Origin of the sequence: Actimicrobium sp. CCI2.3, from assembly GCF_035019065.1 — a bacterium.
Taxonomy (GTDB): Bacteria; Pseudomonadota; Gammaproteobacteria; order Burkholderiales; family Burkholderiaceae_D; genus Actimicrobium.
In genome coordinates this window covers 1-15,647 of the sequence record NZ_JASJWR010000054.1, presented here as the reverse complement: position 1 = coordinate 15,647, position 15,647 = coordinate 1, and the positions used below count along the sequence as shown (strand labels likewise).

17 protein-coding genes and 2 pseudogenes are annotated in these 15,647 nt (G+C 54.2%); 8 read left to right on the top strand and 11 right to left on the bottom strand.

Translation table 11 applies throughout. The features are described 5' to 3' along the window. Positions 1–269 precede the first annotated feature (269 nt). The 3 genes from QN370_RS19845 (at position 270) to QN370_RS19835 (ending at position 2,926) form a co-directional block, all read left to right on the top strand. The gene (locus QN370_RS19845) at positions 270–1,361 is read left to right on the top strand and encodes a branched-chain amino acid aminotransferase (protein WP_322126858.1); all 1,092 of its coding nucleotides are present in this window, start codon (positions 270–272) and stop codon (positions 1,359–1,361) included. Next, the gene (locus tag QN370_RS19840; protein WP_322126857.1) at positions 1,340–1,990 is read left to right on the top strand and encodes a YitT family protein; all 651 of its coding nucleotides are present in this window, start codon (positions 1,340–1,342) and stop codon (positions 1,988–1,990) included. The genes QN370_RS19845 and QN370_RS19840 overlap by 22 nt, the downstream gene beginning before the upstream one ends. Positions 1,991–2,239: 249 nt before the next feature. Next, entirely contained in the window at positions 2,240–2,926 is a 687-nt protein-coding gene (locus QN370_RS19835; protein WP_322126856.1) for a dihydrofolate reductase family protein, read from the top strand. Positions 2,927–2,992: 66 nt separating this feature from the next. Here the strand turns inward: QN370_RS19835 and QN370_RS19830 are convergent. Then, positions 2,993–3,181: pseudogene (locus tag QN370_RS19830) on the bottom strand (mandelate racemase); the annotation flags it as partial. Positions 3,182–3,519: 338 nt separating this feature from the next. Here QN370_RS19830 and QN370_RS19825 point away from each other — a divergent pair. After that, positions 3,520–3,750, top strand: a complete 231-nt coding sequence (locus tag QN370_RS19825) for a DUF4160 domain-containing protein (RefSeq protein WP_322126855.1) — start codon at positions 3,520–3,522, stop codon at positions 3,748–3,750. Continuing rightward, complete coding sequence (locus tag QN370_RS19820; protein WP_322126854.1) at positions 3,737–4,180, top strand: DUF2442 domain-containing protein; 444 nt, start codon at positions 3,737–3,739, stop codon at positions 4,178–4,180. The genes QN370_RS19825 and QN370_RS19820 overlap by 14 nt, the downstream gene beginning before the upstream one ends. 198 nt (positions 4,181–4,378) lie before the next feature. Here the strand turns inward: QN370_RS19820 and QN370_RS19815 are convergent, their stop codons facing one another. Continuing rightward, on the bottom strand, positions 4,379–4,867 hold the full coding sequence (locus tag QN370_RS19815) for a GFA family protein (protein WP_322126853.1): 489 nt from the start codon (positions 4,865–4,867) through the stop codon (positions 4,379–4,381). Positions 4,868–5,320: 453 nt separating this feature from the next. Here QN370_RS19815 and QN370_RS19810 point away from each other — a divergent pair, with 453 nt between their 5' ends. Next, positions 5,321–5,992 (top strand): 3'-5' exonuclease, encoded by a 672-nt coding sequence (locus QN370_RS19810; protein WP_322126852.1) that lies wholly within the window; start codon positions 5,321–5,323, stop codon positions 5,990–5,992. A gap of 32 nt (positions 5,993–6,024) precedes the next feature. Then, entirely contained in the window at positions 6,025–7,071 is a 1,047-nt protein-coding gene (locus QN370_RS19805; RefSeq protein ID WP_322126851.1) for a CaiB/BaiF CoA-transferase family protein, read from the top strand. A gap of 186 nt (positions 7,072–7,257) precedes the next feature. Here the strand turns inward: QN370_RS19805 and QN370_RS19800 are convergent, their stop codons facing one another. Continuing rightward, a complete protein-coding gene (locus tag QN370_RS19800; RefSeq protein ID WP_322126850.1) occupies positions 7,258–8,610 on the bottom strand; it encodes a M66 family metalloprotease in 1,353 nt (450 codons plus the stop codon). Between the two features lie 46 nt (positions 8,611–8,656). Between QN370_RS19800 and QN370_RS19795 the strand changes: the two genes are divergently transcribed. Beyond that, the gene (locus tag QN370_RS19795) at positions 8,657–9,163 is read left to right on the top strand and encodes a hypothetical protein (RefSeq protein ID WP_322126849.1); all 507 of its coding nucleotides are present in this window, start codon (positions 8,657–8,659) and stop codon (positions 9,161–9,163) included. A gap of 359 nt (positions 9,164–9,522) precedes the next feature. Here QN370_RS19795 and QN370_RS19790 read toward each other — a convergent pair whose 3' ends face one another. The 8 genes and pseudogenes from QN370_RS19790 to QN370_RS19755 form a co-directional block, all read right to left on the bottom strand. Then, positions 9,523–9,732, bottom strand: coding sequence for a hypothetical protein (locus QN370_RS19790; protein ID WP_322126848.1), 210 nt, complete (start codon positions 9,730–9,732; stop codon positions 9,523–9,525). A gap of 20 nt (positions 9,733–9,752) precedes the next feature. Beyond that, the gene (locus QN370_RS19785) at positions 9,753–10,154 is read right to left on the bottom strand and encodes a type II toxin-antitoxin system MqsA family antitoxin (protein ID WP_322126847.1); all 402 of its coding nucleotides are present in this window, start codon (positions 10,152–10,154) and stop codon (positions 9,753–9,755) included. Positions 10,155–10,156: 2 nt separating this feature from the next. Next, positions 10,157–10,332 (bottom strand): annotated as a pseudogene (locus tag QN370_RS19780) (type II toxin-antitoxin system MqsR family toxin); the annotation flags it as partial. A gap of 59 nt (positions 10,333–10,391) precedes the next feature. Next, positions 10,392–11,099, bottom strand: coding sequence for a SprT family zinc-dependent metalloprotease (locus QN370_RS19775; protein WP_322126846.1), 708 nt, complete (start codon positions 11,097–11,099; stop codon positions 10,392–10,394). After that, positions 11,099–14,188, bottom strand: coding sequence for an HsdR family type I site-specific deoxyribonuclease (locus QN370_RS19770; RefSeq protein ID WP_322126845.1), 3,090 nt, complete (start codon positions 14,186–14,188; stop codon positions 11,099–11,101). Before QN370_RS19770 ends, QN370_RS19775 begins: the two co-directional genes overlap by 1 nt. Then, positions 14,185–14,490, bottom strand: coding sequence for a type II toxin-antitoxin system RelE/ParE family toxin (locus QN370_RS19765; RefSeq protein WP_322126844.1), 306 nt, complete (start codon positions 14,488–14,490; stop codon positions 14,185–14,187). The genes QN370_RS19770 and QN370_RS19765 overlap by 4 nt, the downstream gene beginning before the upstream one ends. Then, positions 14,478–14,789 carry a hypothetical protein gene (locus QN370_RS19760; protein WP_322126843.1) on the bottom strand — a complete coding sequence of 104 codons (312 nt, stop codon included), beginning with the start codon at positions 14,787–14,789 and terminating at the stop codon, positions 14,478–14,480. The genes QN370_RS19765 and QN370_RS19760 overlap by 13 nt, the downstream gene beginning before the upstream one ends. A gap of 43 nt (positions 14,790–14,832) precedes the next feature. After that, the coding region (locus QN370_RS19755; RefSeq protein WP_323581797.1) for a restriction endonuclease subunit S at positions 14,833–15,647 on the bottom strand (815 nt) is incomplete at its 5' end.

Below are 15,647 nucleotides of genomic sequence, written 5' to 3'. Positions count from 1 at the left end.
GTGTTTTGCGCTGCTGACAAAGCGTTTTGTTTGTCTGCGCTTCGATGTCGCTGAAGCAGGAGGCGAACTATAGCCATCTCACGCCGTCGGCGCAAGTGTTTGCGGCATGATATTTTAATTATTCTCCGTTTTGCGAGGTACCCCCTGCTCCATCAAGCCACTGACAGACAACCCAAGGCAAATTAATTGCGAAAGAGGATTGTCGGTAGTTGGAGTCGCCTCTTGCAAAGCGCATAATTCCTGCTTCCACTTTTGCATTGAAAAATACGATGACGCATACAGAATGGCTGTTCACGCAGGAAGCACACCCCCAGTTGGCAACCAGCTCCGAAGTCGCTGGCCTGCTGGCCAATCCCGGCTTTGGCCGAGTCTTTACTGACCATATGGTAACGGTGCGCTGGAATGAAGCTCAAGGCTGGCACGATGCAAAAGTCGAATCCAGAAAGCCGTTTTTGCTTGACCCGGCCTGCGCTGCACTCCATTACGCGCAGCAGATTTTTGAAGGCATGAAAGCCTATCGCGGTGTCGACGGCGAAATACTGATGTTCCGTCCTATCGAGAACGCTCACCGTTTCCAGCGTTCTGCTGCGCGCATGGCCATGACACCTGTCCCGGACGACCTGTTTCTGGCCGCCGTGGAAACGCTGGTCAAGATCGACAAGCACTGGGTACCTGAAGGCGACGGTAGTTTGTATTTACGTCCGTTCATGTTCGGCTCCGAAACCTTTCTCGGCGTGCGCCCCTCGCTGGAGTACATTTTTTGCGTAATCGCATCACCGGTCGGCCCGTACTTCAAGAATGGTGATTCCGCTGTCACGGTCTGGGTATCGGATGAATATACCCGCGCAGCACCAGGTGGCACCGGAGCGGCCAAATGTGGCGGTAACTATGCGGCGAGTTTATTGGCACAGTCCCAGGCAACTGCCAACGGTTGTGACCAGGTCGTGTTCCTCGATGCAGTCGAACATCGATGGGTCGAAGAACTGGGCGGCATGAATGTCTTTTTCTGCATGGCCGATGGCACGCTGGTCACCCCGCCGTTGAGCGGCACGATACTGCCGGGCATCACGCGTAGCTCGGTGATTGATCTGGCGCGTCGCGAAGGGATGACCGTGGAAGAGCGGCCCTACAGTTTCGACCAATGGTGCGCGGATATCGCCAGCGGCCAATTGCGTGAAGTGTTTGCCTGCGGCACCGCGGCTGTCATCGCCGGCGTTGGCCGTATTCGCCACGTCGGCGGCGAACTCGTCATCGCCGATGGTGCCGTCGGTCCCGTGACGACGCGCATTCGTGACTTGCTCACTGGCATTCAGCGCGGCCGACTGCCAGACACCGAGTCATGGGTACATCATTTGTCATGACCGGCATGACCAAGCCGCAGACGCCACCACCGATCGGACATCCGCACAGCCTGACCGAAGACATCTATGCGCTGGTCATCGGTCTGCTGTTTATCGCCATCGGTCTGCTGCTGCTGAAAACCGCCGGTCTCGTCACCGGCGGCATCGCCGGCATCGCGCTACTGACCTCGTACGTCGTCCCACTTCAGGTGGGAATCATTTTCACGCTCGTCAACGTGCCATTTTTTATCTTCGCGTACTTTGCGATGGGATGGCAGTTTGCGCTGAAAACCATTGCAGTCAACCTTGGTGTCACCCTCCTGATGACACTGATGCCAGAAGCCTTGCATATTGATTTCATCAATCCTGCTTTTGCCGCATTGGCTGGTGGCACCCTGTGTGGAATGGGTGTCCTCGCCCTCGCCCGTCATGGTGCGGGCGTTGGCGGTACCGGCGTCATCACGCTGTGGCTGCAAAAAAAGCGCGGCATCAACGCCGGGCGCAGTCAGGTCATCATCGACACCGTCATCCTGCTCGTGGCAATGACGGTGATTGCACCGAACCGTCTGGCCTGGTCAGCGCTGAGTGCTTTTTCTCTGAGTGCGATGGTGATCGCGTGGCATCGGCCGGGTCGGTATATCGGGTATTAACCAGGTAGTGAGTGAGCGCCACGTCACTATCTGGCATCAGGAAACGCAACATCGACAAACGCCAGGTCTCGATCAGCACACGCTCCCAAGGAGCGACACCGTACAGACCGGTGTCTATTAAAACCGGTAAATTAAGTTGCGTCCCTCTCCAGAATTCCACGTGGCGATACAGCGCTGACTGCGACACCAATCGTGATCGCGCTGACTCCTCCACGGCGATTCATCACCAGAACCTGTCAGGAGTTTTACATGAAGCCTTATGTCATCTGCCACATGATGTCGTCCATCGATGGCCATGCCCTTACGGACGGCTGGGACCGCCCCTTCAAAAAGAATGCGGGTGAGCTCTACGAGAAGCTGGCCCAGCAATTCAAGTTCGACGCCTGGATCTGCGGCCGCGTCACGATGCAGGAAATCGCCCACGGCGACGGTTACCCGGCAGGCCTCGCCACCAAGCCGATCCCGCGTACCCACCATTTTGCCGATAAGAATGCCGCGTGCTATGCAGTGGCCATCGATCCGCATGGCAAGGTCGAATGGAAAAGCAACCAGGCGCTCGATTCGCATGTCGTCGCCGTGGTCACGGAAGCGGTCGCCGATGACTACCTTGCCTATCTGCAATCGATCAATGTGACGTATATCTTCGGCGGCAAGACCGAGATCGACCTCGCCAAGGTCGTCACGATTCTTGCCGACGAACTCGGCACGCAACGTTTGATCGTCGAAGGCGGACCGCATGTCAGCGGATCGTTCGTCAACGCCGGACTGGTCGATGAAGTCAGCGTTCTCGTCCTGCCACTCATCGATGGTCGCGGTGACCATCCCGCCTCATTTGAAGTCACGTCAAAAGCCTGGACCAATCCGACTTACCTGACGCTGGTATCGGCCGACATCCAGGACGGCGGCAGCGTCTGGCTGCGCTACAAAAAGCAGTAACACAGCACCAATGCCACACCAACCCGGCCCACCTCGGGCCGGGTACGCCATCAGCTTGACCATCCCCCGGTACAAATCTGCTTTCCTGTAGCGCCCGTTGGAATTGAAGCCGTAACCGATCACTGGTTTGCCGTTGCGAATGACATCGGTGACGACCGCCACCAGACTCAGCGTCGTTTTGCTGAAGTCAATGTACGCATTACGGATCGAGGAGCTGATCGGGATCGTCTTTTTGCGGATATCGATAGTTTTCATGCAAGGTCTCCGGAGGGGAAGTCGCTCTTGTTGGCGAAGGTGATCAGCTTACAAATCATACGCCGAGCTTTCCTCGCAGCAGGAAACAAATAGTGACTGCACGACTGAGATGCATCGCGTCGTGCCGCAGCGCGGTATCAGGAGTTCACGCACGGATTGTCTTCTGGCAGAGACACCGGTCAAGGAAGCCCGGCCATCGCCGCACTCCGGTAGCCATACCGTAGCGCTGGCGACCCGCCGCCCCCACAATCGAATTGCGAAGTAACTGCCATCAACGACAGGCAGAAACACACAACCCAATAAACTTAGGTTCCTATAAAGTGCCAGCGGTATGAACGATGTTTGGTTTGCGCGTGGTCGTCTACCCCAACGGCCATAGCCCTGCCCATGTGCACATTCAGGGAAAGGGCTGCGAGGTGGTCTTCAACCTGCATTGCCTGCAAGGGCCTCCTGTATTACGCGAAAACTACGGATTCTCGCAAAAAGAACTGGGGAAAATCGCTGACGATCTGTCGGCAAACTTGACGGCGCTTTGCGCTGCATGGAGTCAATATCATGGCGATTACTGATGCCGATTTCGTCGCTGCGAATGAGCGCGGCGAGGCAAAGAAGGCGGCCTTCCCGGCGGCACTAACCGTGAAGTACGACAAGCGCGTCGCCCGCGTGGTGATCACGCTTGCATCCGGATTGCAAATTGCGTTTTTACCGCGGGATGTACAAGGATTGGAGCAGGCGCATCCGGCGGAGCTGGTCGATGCCGTCATCAGTGCGTCCGGTCTGGGAGTGCATTTCCCACAACTGGATGTCGACCTCGATATCCCGGCACTGCTGGAAGGATTCCTCGGATCGAAACGCTGGATGGCAGCACAAATCGGTCGAGTCGGTGGCCAGGCATCGAGCCAAGCCAAGGCCGTCGCGGCCTGTGAAAACGGCAAACGCGGCGGGCGACCAAAGAAAGTATCCGGTCTGTTACCTGTAGCGACTCGCGTTTCAAATTGACCGTGCTCGCATTCAACTCGCTTTTCGGCTTAAATTAAGTGCAAATGAAAATCCGGCCGTGCTCACATTAGCTGCAAATGTGCTTGCATTTATCCGTGTCGGCTTGCATTCCATTTTCGCGTGCTCACGCTAACTGAAAATGAAATGTTGGCATAGAGTCATTTAAAATAGAATCGAAACTTTGAAGTTGGCGGTCGGCTATCGACTCAAGTCAGTCTCTGCCGGTGTCGGATAAGCGGCTGATTCGTTTTTTCGGGTGGTCATCGGTATAAATCGTAGGTACCCAGCAATATCAGGGCCACCTCCAGTAACCTTGTCCTTCGGGTGGGTGCGCCCCTCGTTGACCGGAACCTCTTCAAAATCAAATGGGCTGATTCCTTCTAGGCAGGCGACATTTATTCCGTATTGATCGGGGTTCGACCGGCGCTGATGGTGGGTGTATATCCCACACCTCGAGCAAAAGTAGTGTTTTGCTTGCATGGTATTGAACTCATACAGCGTCAAACACTCTTGGCCAGCAATAAATTCTATGTCTCGAAGCGCCGCTGAAACGGCGATGGCGCCACGCATTCGGCAGTATGAGCAGTTACAGCGCCGCGCGGTCTTCAGCCCGTCGGTAAGGCGAACGTGAAAGCGTACTGCTCCGCAATGACATGAGGCTCGCAACCGGTCGGCATGAGTATCCATATTTTCCCCTTTGTCTACGACCGCTTTTGTTTGAAAGCGGAAATTGCCTGTGTACGATTGTATCGTACGGGTGTACTCAACTGACTCATTGTCATCGAGACACCGTGCGCGTTCCAAAAGGGTCGAGTTTGTACATTTGAGACATCATTGCACGCACGTCTAGACCCAAACGATACGATGTCCTTGGCTTTTGGTATTTGCAGCTATCGCGAGCACACCTGCATGGAATGCGATCCAGCACCGTCAATTGCAAGCTCATTTGCACATAGCGTGAGCACGAGTGCACGTTCATTTGCAGTTATTGCGAGCCGAGAATGGCGTCGAATGCGAGCATGGTCGTTTTCAAATGCGAGTCGCAACAGTTACCCACCTAACCCGCTTCAAAACGCGCTCCCGCCCATCGGTTGGGCTAGACTACACGCCGTTTCTCACCAGCCCCAATTTACCCACACCATGTATATCCAACCCGTCGTCATGATGGACTTTGAAACCACCGGCATGAGCCCCGCACTGGGCGACCGGGTAACCGAGGTCGCCGCGTTGCGCATTGTCGGTGGCGTCGTGGTCGAGCGTTTTGTCTCGCTGATCAACTGCGATGTAAGGATCTCGCCCTTCATCAGCCAACTCACCGGCATCACGCAATCGATGATCGATCGCGCGCCGTCGGTCGAGCAGGTCATGCCGGAGCTGGTGCGCTTCATCGGCAACGATGCGCTGGCCGCGCACAACGTCGGCTTTGACGAAAAATTTCTGCTGGCCGAGAGCGCCCGTCTGGGCCTCGTGCCGAACCACGCCGGCGTCATCTGCTCGGTCAAATTATCGCGTCGCGTCTTTCCGGGTTTACGCAGTTATGCGCTCGGTGCGCTGGCGCGCTCGCTGGGTATCCGCTTCAATGGCAATGCCCACCGCGCCGAAGCCGATGCCGAAGTCGCGTCAGCCGTGATGCTGCACATCGCCGCTCATCTGGGTGAGAAGTACGGTATCCGCGAGGTCGATCCACGATTTCTGCAACAGATCAACCGGCTCACGGCCGCCAAGGTCCCGGCGTTCCTGCAGCGGCCAGCGGGCCCCGCCATCGGTCAGGTGACCAGCACCGTGCGGCGCAGAAAATCCGGCATCATCTAAGATTTCCTCAACCCATTGGAAACACTCTGCTCATGTCACTTACACCGGACCACCTGCTCTCCACCACCAAGCCCGGCCCACTGGCTGGAATAACGATTATTGAATTGGCCGCGATCGGTCCGGTTCCGTTCGCCACGCATTGCCTGCAGCAAATGGGAGCACACATCATCGTGGTCGATTCGCCGGTTAATCGCGGATTGGGATTGCCGTTGGCCGCCAATTTTGATTATCTTGCCAGCGACAAGCAGCATGTGACCATTGATCTCAAGGCAGATGACGGACCGGCGCGCCTGCTCGACCTCTTGCGCGATGCTGACGTACTGATCGAAGGTTTTCGGCCCGGCACACTGGAACGCCTGTCGCTGTCGCCCGACGTGATTCATGCCGCGCTCCCGGCGTTGGTCATTGGCCGATGTAGCGGCTGGGGAAGCCACTCCGAGCGGGCGGGCACGGCCGGTCATGACATCAACTATCTGGCGCTGTCGGGCGCACTGGCAGCGATCGGCCCCGCCGGCAAGCCGATCCCGCCGCTCAATCTGATTGGCGACTTTGGTGGCGCGGGCATGCATCTTGTCAGCGGCATCCTGGCAGCTCTGCTCAGCCGCAGCAAGAATGGCAACGGTACCGTCGTCGAGACCAGTATTTATCAGGGCACAACGTCGCTGATGACCATGCTCTACGGACTAGCCGACGCCGGACAATGGCGTGCTGAGAGGGAAGCCAATATCCTCGATGGCGGTGCGCCTTACTACTGCTGCTACCAAACCTCGGATGCTGGATGGATGGCCGTCGGTGCCATTGAACGAAAATTTTTTACCGCATTTGTACGACAGATCGGTGCTGATGATATTGATCTGGAGCGACAAAACGATCAAAGCTACTGGCCTGAATTGCGGCAACTCATCGCACAAAAAATACAGCAGCGAACCCGCGAAGAATGGGATCTTGTCTTCAGGGAGTCCGATTGCTGTTGCACGCCAGTATTGGGAATGGACGAAGCGCGGACGCATGAGACGACCTTGTCGTTGTTCAATGGCGCGGTGCCGAACAATCCCATTTCTTTCATTGAAAATAATTGATTCTGCGAATGGATATTAAAAACTCGGAATCCATTTTTCATTTATAAAATGAATTCAAGATAATAAAATTCCTGACGAAATTGATTAGATTAATCCCGATCCGGCCGCAGCAAAGACTGCATCGATTTAACGTGAGAAAAAATCAAATTAAAAAGAAGCACAATCTTTTTGCAATATAGGATTTTTTCAGCTATGCCATGTATCCAGCACCACTGGCGAATCCGGCAGTCCATTTTTTTCTGCATTGGGTGTCGATAACATTTCGATGCGCGTTACAGTGCCGTCACTTGCAGGTAAATTAATCGCCCTGGTTTGGAAGCTGGCAGGGCTAAACTTGTATGCTGCCGTATCAAGCGCAATGGGTAGCATGTAGATTTTAGTAATACCGCCTTGGGTCACTCTCAAACTGACATCACATCCGTCTGTCGGACAAAAAATCGCATCGGCCTGAATACGATCGGCTTCCACCGTCGGATCAAAAAGCCTGATCAGGCCGGCTTCGTAAGGCCCAATCGGTGGATAAACCAGATTCGCCTGAGGCGTTACCGCGCTGACTCCCGCCATAACGCTGATTACCTGAACATCACGCACAATGGGATATTGGACGCCATTGTTAGCAACTAATGTCGTGTAATCACCTGCCGTGTCATTCCATGACGCATAACTTTTAAGCTTGTCATTCCATACGACAACATGCCCCTCGAGGTAGTTCTGCATTTGTTTCACGGAGTAATCTGAAAAATGCCGCATCAAATACCCTGACTCCTGATCACCAACGCCACCGCCTTGCATCGGATCTTTTTTATAAGTTCCTACTACACCGCCCACGGCATTGGCTTGCACGGTACAGGGAATAAAGGCCTCGCTGGAAAGGTCAAAAGCCCAGGTTGGACCGGCATGAGTACCCTTGTAGGAAGCAGGTGCCGCAATGCCGTACATATCACCTTTATAGGGATAGGCTGCGTTGTCACCCCAATGCGGTAGAGAAAGTGCATGACCCAATTCGTGGTTGAGTATCCCGAGGCTGTTGCCATTCCCGACACCTGCAAAACCACCGGCCTGGCCGCCAGCAAAGGCACCATAAATATTCGTGTAGTAAAGGCGGATTCTGCCGGCAGTGCCATTGGCCGCTTTTAATGCGCTATTCCAGTTCTGGGCGGCAGCCTGTTCTCCGTCAAAATCGTAGCCAGTTATTTGTTTGTACTGCGCCTTGGAACTAATCCGTGCGGCAGGGAGATTTTTTCCGCGTGGCGGAATGACAAGCTCCTTGAAAACGACATTTTGCAGACGCTGCAGCTGGATCGCTGCAACAGGGCGTTTGGCCTCCAACTCCGGCAACCAACCAGCGGGATAGTCTGAGGGCTGCGACGCAAAAAAATGTATGTCCATCATCTGCATTCTCAGCACGGTCGGTGCGCCGATTTTCAGACTATCGAACATCACACTTTTAGTGCCGGCTTCTACCTTTACTTTAAGACCCGGCCGCACCCATTCTGCAGGTATCGGGCCAGTGAAGCTGTTTTTATAGCTGTGTTGCACCAGACCGGGTGTTTTGGGAAGGGACGCAGGTAAGGTAGGCGGTCCGATGAGCTTAATGACGCGTGATTTTCCGTTTAGCTCCAACACGGCATTCACTTGGGGCGAACTGCTTTGGCTGGATGAAACGACATTGGCTTTAATCACCGCTTTGCGATCAGAGACCAGTCGAAACAGCGGCGAACTGGGTTCAAGAACATGGGTTTGTGCAAAAAAAACGGCGTCTATAACAAAATCATCTGATGCGGTGCTGGTCGAGGTACCAGGCGGAGTGCTGGCCGGAATGCCGAACGGACTGCTGGTCGGAGTGCTGGCCGGAGTGCTGGCTGGGATGCTGGCCGGAGTGGTAGTCGAAGTACCGGACGGCGTATTCGTTGACAGCTTGGTCTGTATCGGTGGCGAGGTAACGACTGGCGTCATCGTCCCACCCGAATTATTCATCGATGTGCTGAGGGACTTGGAAGCTAATTCATCCGAGCTGCCGCTGCAACCTACTAATGCCAAAAGACTCACCAGCCCTAGACAAAAAGTAATTTTCACGATGTCCGCCTATTAAATTATCAAAAGGATTTCGTTGCTCCATAACCTCGCCAAAACTAAATGAGCAGTTAGCCAGATCACTACAACGTACCCGATTTATTTTAATAGAAAAAAAACAGTGCCCTGATTAAATGGCGCCAGCAAAACCATTAAGTGCTATGAATACACACAATGTTGTATAACTGACGCAATGCGTTATCACGGTGATATTAAATATCTGGATAAAGATAATTGAACACAGCATGACCGTCTGCATTAATAGCGATTACCTGAAAGACATCAAGCAGATTTTTACGGAGAAACATTGCCATTAATATACCCCTGGCAATTCTGTCATTTCTTTAGGGTGCCAATTACGCAATCGACAAGCCGAAATCAGAGCAAGCCAAGCGTATCGAGCGCGCTGGATAACTCGGTCGTGAAGAGCAGTGCCATGCCGTCATCCCGGCCATTGATCAGCACAAATGGCGTGCCGTCTGCGCTGGTGCCACGATGGGCAATCTCGATGCCTTCCTCGGTACTGGTTTCGGTGATCGTTGCGGTGGCGAGAAAGTCGGTCGCTTCTTGTGTGGAGAGGGATTGCATGGGGCTTCTTTGCTTTTAAATTAGGCGAGCTTCACTTCGTTCAGTAAATCGGGGTGACGATCCAATATTTTGAGCAACTTCACCAGCGCCAGCGGTGGTTTGGTCTTGCCATTTTCGTAGCGAGAAAATGCGTTGACGCCACCACCGAAAATTTCCTCCGCCTGGCGCTGATCCAGATTGAGCCTTTTGCGTACCGTGGCAATGTAATCAGGATCGACATAGGCAGCATTAACCTGACGCTGAAACTGCCCCGACAACTCGCTGTAGCGGTCGCCATGCTCGCGGTTAAGGATTACCTCACCGCAAGCGGGACAGAAGTCGCCCGTTACCGTCGGAATAGTGGTCGTTTCCCCCTTGTAGATAAAAGGCATATCGCGGGTGTCGTGAATCAGTTCCGCCGCTCCGCAGCAGGGGCATTTCATGGTCATAACTCCTTAAAAGAAACAATCAGAACGTCATCAACGACGGTCAGTTTCAAGTACACATTGGCACCGTTAGCAGTACTGGCATGGTAGACGTCTTGCCAAATCCGATGATCAACATGCTCTTGTAGAAGTCGGCTGAGGTGAGGGAGACGACGACGGTACACATCCCGGCCAGAGTGATTAATCAACATGAAAAAATTCGACTACTACTTGAATCCCAGAGTGGCTTCAATGCTAGACATCAAATCTCGCACCAACAGCCTTTAACCATTCCTTGCACTCCAAATAATCCGGCATCACCCGCCCCACCGATTGCCAGAACGCTGCCGAGTGATCATGGTGTTTCAAATGGCAAAGCTCATGTACCACCACATAATCAACAATCCGATGGGGGGCCAGGATCACTTTCCAGTGAAACAGAATCTCGCCCTTAGACGTGCAGCTCCCCCAACGCGATTTAAACGTCTTGATACCCACTGAGACGGGCGCAACCCCGATGACCTTCGCATATCTAGTCACCTTTTCGGCAAAGCGCTCCTGCGCTTGCAGGCGATACCAGCGCACGAGCGCATTGCGGATTAGCTCCGGCGTCGCTGCCTCTTTCGGCAAAGTCACAACCAGCCTGCCCTGCTTAAGCTTCACCGGCTGAAAAGCACCAGATTCGACCTTCAACCGGTAATTGCGACCCAGGTACGAAAAGGCTTCCCCGCTAACGAACTCCTTGCTGCTGACCGGCATGGCCTGCTGATGGAGGGTCAGCTTTTCCTTGATCCACCGATGCTTGTCCTGCACGATTTTCTCGATGCGTTCGAGCGGTAGCGCGACCGGCACGATGATCGATACCGCGCCGTCCTCGACTTGCACCCGCGCAGACTTGCGCCGGTCGGTACGGATCACCTCCGCCTCAAAACCGCGCCCCTGAATGACTTCATGCGCTGCCATTATTTGAACTTCACCTTCGCCAGATCCATGAACCGTTCCGCCAGCACCCCTTCGAGCTGTTCGTCATAAAAACTCGATGCCACGATGGCGCGACGGATGTTCTTGCGCAGGCGTTTGACTTCATCCTGCTTCTTGAAAAAATCGACGATGCCGGTCGCTTCATCCATCATCGCCACCAGTGCCTTGACGACGGCAATGACTTCATCGTGCGTGGTCTCGTCCAGCGATTCATTGCCGGTCACGCGCGTGACTTCCGCCACCAAAATATTGTGGAAGGCGAACTCGGTATCACTCAGGCCGAGATCCTGCGCTGCCGCTTTCCGGTCCGATTCAATGGTGTCGCGAAAGCCCAGCAGCAGTTGCACCAGCTCGTCCCAATGTTCGGACTTCTTCAACAAAATCGCATCAAGCCGTGCGCTCAGCGATTGGTAATATTCTTCATCCTCGGCCAGATTGACATCGATGTGATGCTTGATCGCATTCTCGATTTCAGACGCTTTCGATTCATCGGAATGGTGGGCTTGCAGCTTCTGCTTGTAATCGACCGCCAGCAAATCAATCGGCGGAATTTTCGGATCGACGCCGGTGGCGCGCACATGTTCCTCGATCAAGGCCCGCACCTTTTCGCCGACACCGACGAGGTCAAGCTGGGCATCGCGATACAGATTGCGCGCACCCAGGTTGATCTTGCCGAGCGCCTTCAAATCCGACAGGAAAGGACTGGCGCCGGGGTCCGGCATGATGATGTCCATCTGCTGCGCAAACTTCTTGAAATCGACCTCGAAATGCTGGCGCTTGTCCTCGTCTTTCAAGCGCAGGATGCAGGCATCCAGATCATTAATATCAATGCCCTTGAAATGCGCGATCACCCGCGTGTGCATCGCCTTCAGACGCGGGATTTCATCTTTCAGATCCTGCAGCGCGCCGGCCACATCCTCTTTCGAAAACATGTCCAGCGCTTCAGTCAGGTAATCGCTCAGTCCGAAGTAATCGACGATGAAGCCGCGTGTCTTGCCGCTGGCGGTCCGGTTGACCCGCGCAATGGCTTGCAGCAGCGCGTGTTCCTTGAGCTTGCGGTCGAGGTACATCACCTGGCAGACCGGCGCATCGAAGCCGGTCAGCAGCATGTCCTTGACCACGATGATCGATAACGCATGGTCTGCCAGCGGCTTCTTGAATTGCTCGACCTGCTGCTTCTGCAAGACGCTGTCGGTGTACGGCGCGAAGAACGCGTCATCGTTATGTTTGCCCGAAACGATGACGGCCGTTTCCGGTCCTTCCAGCGCATCGATGGCCTGCTTGTACAGCACCGCGGCGCGACGCGACGAGGTGACGATCATCGCCTTGAAACCATTCGGCTGGATATGTTCGCGATAATGCTTGAGCAAGTCGATGCAAACCCAGCGGATGCGCTGCGGTGCTTCCAGCACGGCCTGCTCGGTGCCGTATTTCTTCTTGATTGCGGCCTTGTCTTCGGGGCTGCGATCAGAAAAATATTCATCAAACAGCTTGTCCAGCGAATCGCCGGTGACCTTGGTTTTTGCTTCGCGCCCCTCGTAAAGAATCTGGCAGGTCGCGCCATCGGCGACCGCCTGTTCGATCGTGTAGGTATCGATGTAAGTGCCGAACTCGTGGCTGGTTTTTTGCGAGGTAATCAGCGGCGTGCCAGTGAACGCGATCTTGGGCGCATTCGGCAAACCGGTATTGATCGCCACACCCAGCGCGCCGTAGTGGGTGCGATGTGCTTCATCGGCCAGCACGATGATCTTGTCCGAGGCATTAAGCTCCGGAAAATCGAAGTCGTCTTCACTCTCCTGAAACTTCTGCACCATCGCCGTAACCAGATCGGCGCTGTCTTTGGCGAGTAATTCTTTCAGATGCGCGACCGAGCGAGCGTGATACACGGTTTCGCCCTGCGCCCGTTCGAACTGCGCGGTGAGCTGACCATCGAGCTGGGTGCGGTCGGTGATGAACACCAGCTTGTAATCGCGCAGTTGCGGGTCACGCCGCATCTTGATCGCCAGCATCACCATCGTCAGCGACTTGCCCGATCCCTGCGTGTGCCAGATGATGCCGCCCTTGTCCTTTTTGGTCGCGCCGGTCTTGAGGCGATGGATGGTTTTATGCACGGCGCGAAACTGCTGGTAGCGCGCAATTTTCTTGATCACGCGACCGTCGACCGGCTCGAACAAGGTGAAGTTGCGGATTACATCGAGGAAGTTGGTCAGGCTGAACAAACCGGCCAGCAGCATTTGCTGGGAGTTGGCAACAGGATGGGCCGCAGCCGGTGTTTTCAGGATGGCTTCATACGGCACCGACACCTCCGCCACGCCAATATCCCAATCACCCACGCCGCCGGTTTCCGGCAACGCACCCGCATTGACGGCGGCCGCGACCTGTTCGGCACTAAGCGGATACGCATCCTTCCACTCCAGATAATGCTCGACCTTGGAACTGATGGTGCCGACCCGCGCCTGATCGCGATGCGTACAGACCATCAGCTGGTTGTACCAGAACAGCCGTTCGGCACCCTCGTCCTGATGCGGCGTACGCCGGTTGGCATAGCGGCGCAGCTGGTTGATACCGTTCTCCATCGGATTGGTAATGTAAGGCGACTTCGCCTCGATCACGGCCAGCGGCAAGCCGTTGACGAACAGCACGATATCGGGAATGACCGACTCGTTGACGCCCTCGATCTTGAACTGGTTCACGCACAGGAATTCATTGTTGGCGAGATCATCAAAATCAATGATCCGCACGGTCTGTCCCTTGCGTCCCTTGCCGACATCCTGCTCGACCGATTGATAGTGAACGAGGTTGTGCCACAGTGCCTGGTTCGCCTCCATCAGCGTCGCCGTAACCGGATGCGTGGTTTCGCGCACCACCTTGCGCAAGTTCTCGTCGCTGATCCACGGATTGATGCGCTTGATCGCGGCGCTGAGGCGTTTTTCCAGAACGACTTCGCGGAAATAGGCGCGCTCGCCGTTCGTGGAAGGAGCGAAGGTTGCGCCGTGCAGATAGGTCCAGCCGAGCTGTTGCAGTTGCTGCAAAGCGGGGAGTTCGACTTTGTCGTATTCGTCGTTGGTCATCGTGCGTTGTCTGTCCCGTAGCCTGCTTCGCGCTGATGCCTGATCGCCAAAACCAGCACCGCGTCATCGGCCTCTTCAAAACTGTAGACCGCCACGTATCCCGTCTTGCCACGCGAAATCACGAGTTCATACAACTCGTCATCGACCTGACGGCCGATGTAAGGATGACGGCGCAGAATCGCCAGCGCTTCTTCGATCAGCTCCAGCGTTGCCAGCGCAGCATCGATATCTTGGGCAATCAGAAAATCCGTGAATCGCTCCAGGTCGGCCAGCGCCTGCCCGGAATAAATCAGCCGCGCCACGGCTTGGCTTTCGGCGCGACTACCTCGGCATTGGTTGATGACACTGGAAGCGCCGCAGCCTTGATGCGCTCACGCAGATAGTCATGCACTTCCCCGGCGTCAAAGCCCAACCCGGTCTTGAGCATCTTCTTCCGCGCGGCTTTGGCTTGCGCCACAAATTCAGCATGCTTTTCTGCCGCCTCCAATGTCTTGCGAATCGCGTCCACCATGAACGCATGTGGCGTCATGCCCAGATTCAGCGCAACTGTTGCGGCCCGTTGTTTCAGTTCGTCGGAGAGTTTTAAAGAAGTGGTTGTCATCGCGATCACCTTTGGGAAAGTGACACCACGGTATCACCTTTTTTTATGAACGTAAAATTGTCTGGGTAGGGGATTCGTGTGGGGTGATTTTTACGCGGACTTTGCCGGTTAGGAGGTCTTGCATTAGGGCTTTTTTCAAATTTTTATAAAATAATAATTTTGGCTCAATCACAAGGATTTGATCGTCGATTTTGTCGGCTGCAGCCGCAATTAATATTTGTTCACTCAATGGTGGAACTAATATTTCCAATTTCTTAAAAACGGGCATATAGATCGTTTGATGAGTACTTCCTTCAGCAAGATTTTTCCAAACGTGCTGCATCCATTTAAATAGATGAAGTAAATATCTGTTTGACAAGCTCGGACCACAAATAAAATTCGCAAAATCTTGGCTTGTTGCCATAGCCTTCCCAAAAATCACACAATGACCAACTGATGCAGTTCTAGAGAACGCAATTGTTCCCGCTGGTAGCAATCGGGCAGAAGAGTTATCTAAACCATTTTGAGTAACATATAAGTTTGTTTTAAAAATTTCTCTGACACCCAATTGCTTAGTGTCATGTAACGATACCCAAGGAATGTCTCCGTTCCAATACTTTGGAATATGCCGGCTAGGCGTATGGCCACTTTCTAATTTTGCGACAGATAGAATATTCATCAACTCCCATGAGCATGGAATTTCGTCAATTTCGGCAATTTTTCCTACTAGCCACCGAGGAATTGATTTGAATTGCTCATGACCAATCCCCTTGGTCAACAACTCCTGCATCATGCCGGTTTTTAGCCTGAATGTTTCATGAACCGGCATTTCGGCATGCGTTCCCATCATCATCGCTGCAGCAATGAGGTTGAAGAAAT

Excerpts from the sequence above, each read along its gene's own strand:
- QN370_RS19760 (WP_322126843.1), bottom strand. The coding sequence starts at position 14,789 with ATGACAACCACTTCTTTAAAACTCTCCGACGAACTGAAACAACGGGCC.
- QN370_RS19790 (WP_322126848.1), bottom strand. The coding sequence starts at position 9,732 with ATGCAATCCCTCTCCACACAAGAAGCGACCGACTTTCTCGCCACCGCA.
- QN370_RS19795 (WP_322126849.1), top strand. The coding sequence starts at position 8,657 with ATGAGCTTAATGACGCGTGATTTTCCGTTTAGCTCCAACACGGCATTC.
- QN370_RS19825 (WP_322126855.1), top strand. The coding sequence starts at position 3,520 with ATGTTTGGTTTGCGCGTGGTCGTCTACCCCAACGGCCATAGCCCTGCC.
- QN370_RS19810 (WP_322126852.1), top strand. The coding sequence starts at position 5,321 with ATGTATATCCAACCCGTCGTCATGATGGACTTTGAAACCACCGGCATG.
- QN370_RS19815 (WP_322126853.1), bottom strand. The coding sequence starts at position 4,867 with ATGGATACTCATGCCGACCGGTTGCGAGCCTCATGTCATTGCGGAGCA.
- QN370_RS19840 (WP_322126857.1), top strand. The coding sequence starts at position 1,340 with ATGGGTACATCATTTGTCATGACCGGCATGACCAAGCCGCAGACGCCA.
- QN370_RS19775 (WP_322126846.1), bottom strand. The coding sequence starts at position 11,099 with ATGGCAGCGCATGAAGTCATTCAGGGGCGCGGTTTTGAGGCGGAGGTG.
- QN370_RS19785 (WP_322126847.1), bottom strand. The coding sequence starts at position 10,154 with ATGAAATGCCCCTGCTGCGGAGCGGCGGAACTGATTCACGACACCCGC.
- QN370_RS19835 (WP_322126856.1), top strand. The coding sequence starts at position 2,240 with ATGAAGCCTTATGTCATCTGCCACATGATGTCGTCCATCGATGGCCAT.
- QN370_RS19770 (WP_322126845.1), bottom strand. The coding sequence starts at position 14,188 with ATGACCAACGACGAATACGACAAAGTCGAACTCCCCGCTTTGCAGCAA.
- QN370_RS19845 (WP_322126858.1), top strand. The coding sequence starts at position 270 with ATGACGCATACAGAATGGCTGTTCACGCAGGAAGCACACCCCCAGTTG.
- QN370_RS19805 (WP_322126851.1), top strand. The coding sequence starts at position 6,025 with ATGTCACTTACACCGGACCACCTGCTCTCCACCACCAAGCCCGGCCCA.
- QN370_RS19820 (WP_322126854.1), top strand. The coding sequence starts at position 3,737 with ATGGCGATTACTGATGCCGATTTCGTCGCTGCGAATGAGCGCGGCGAG.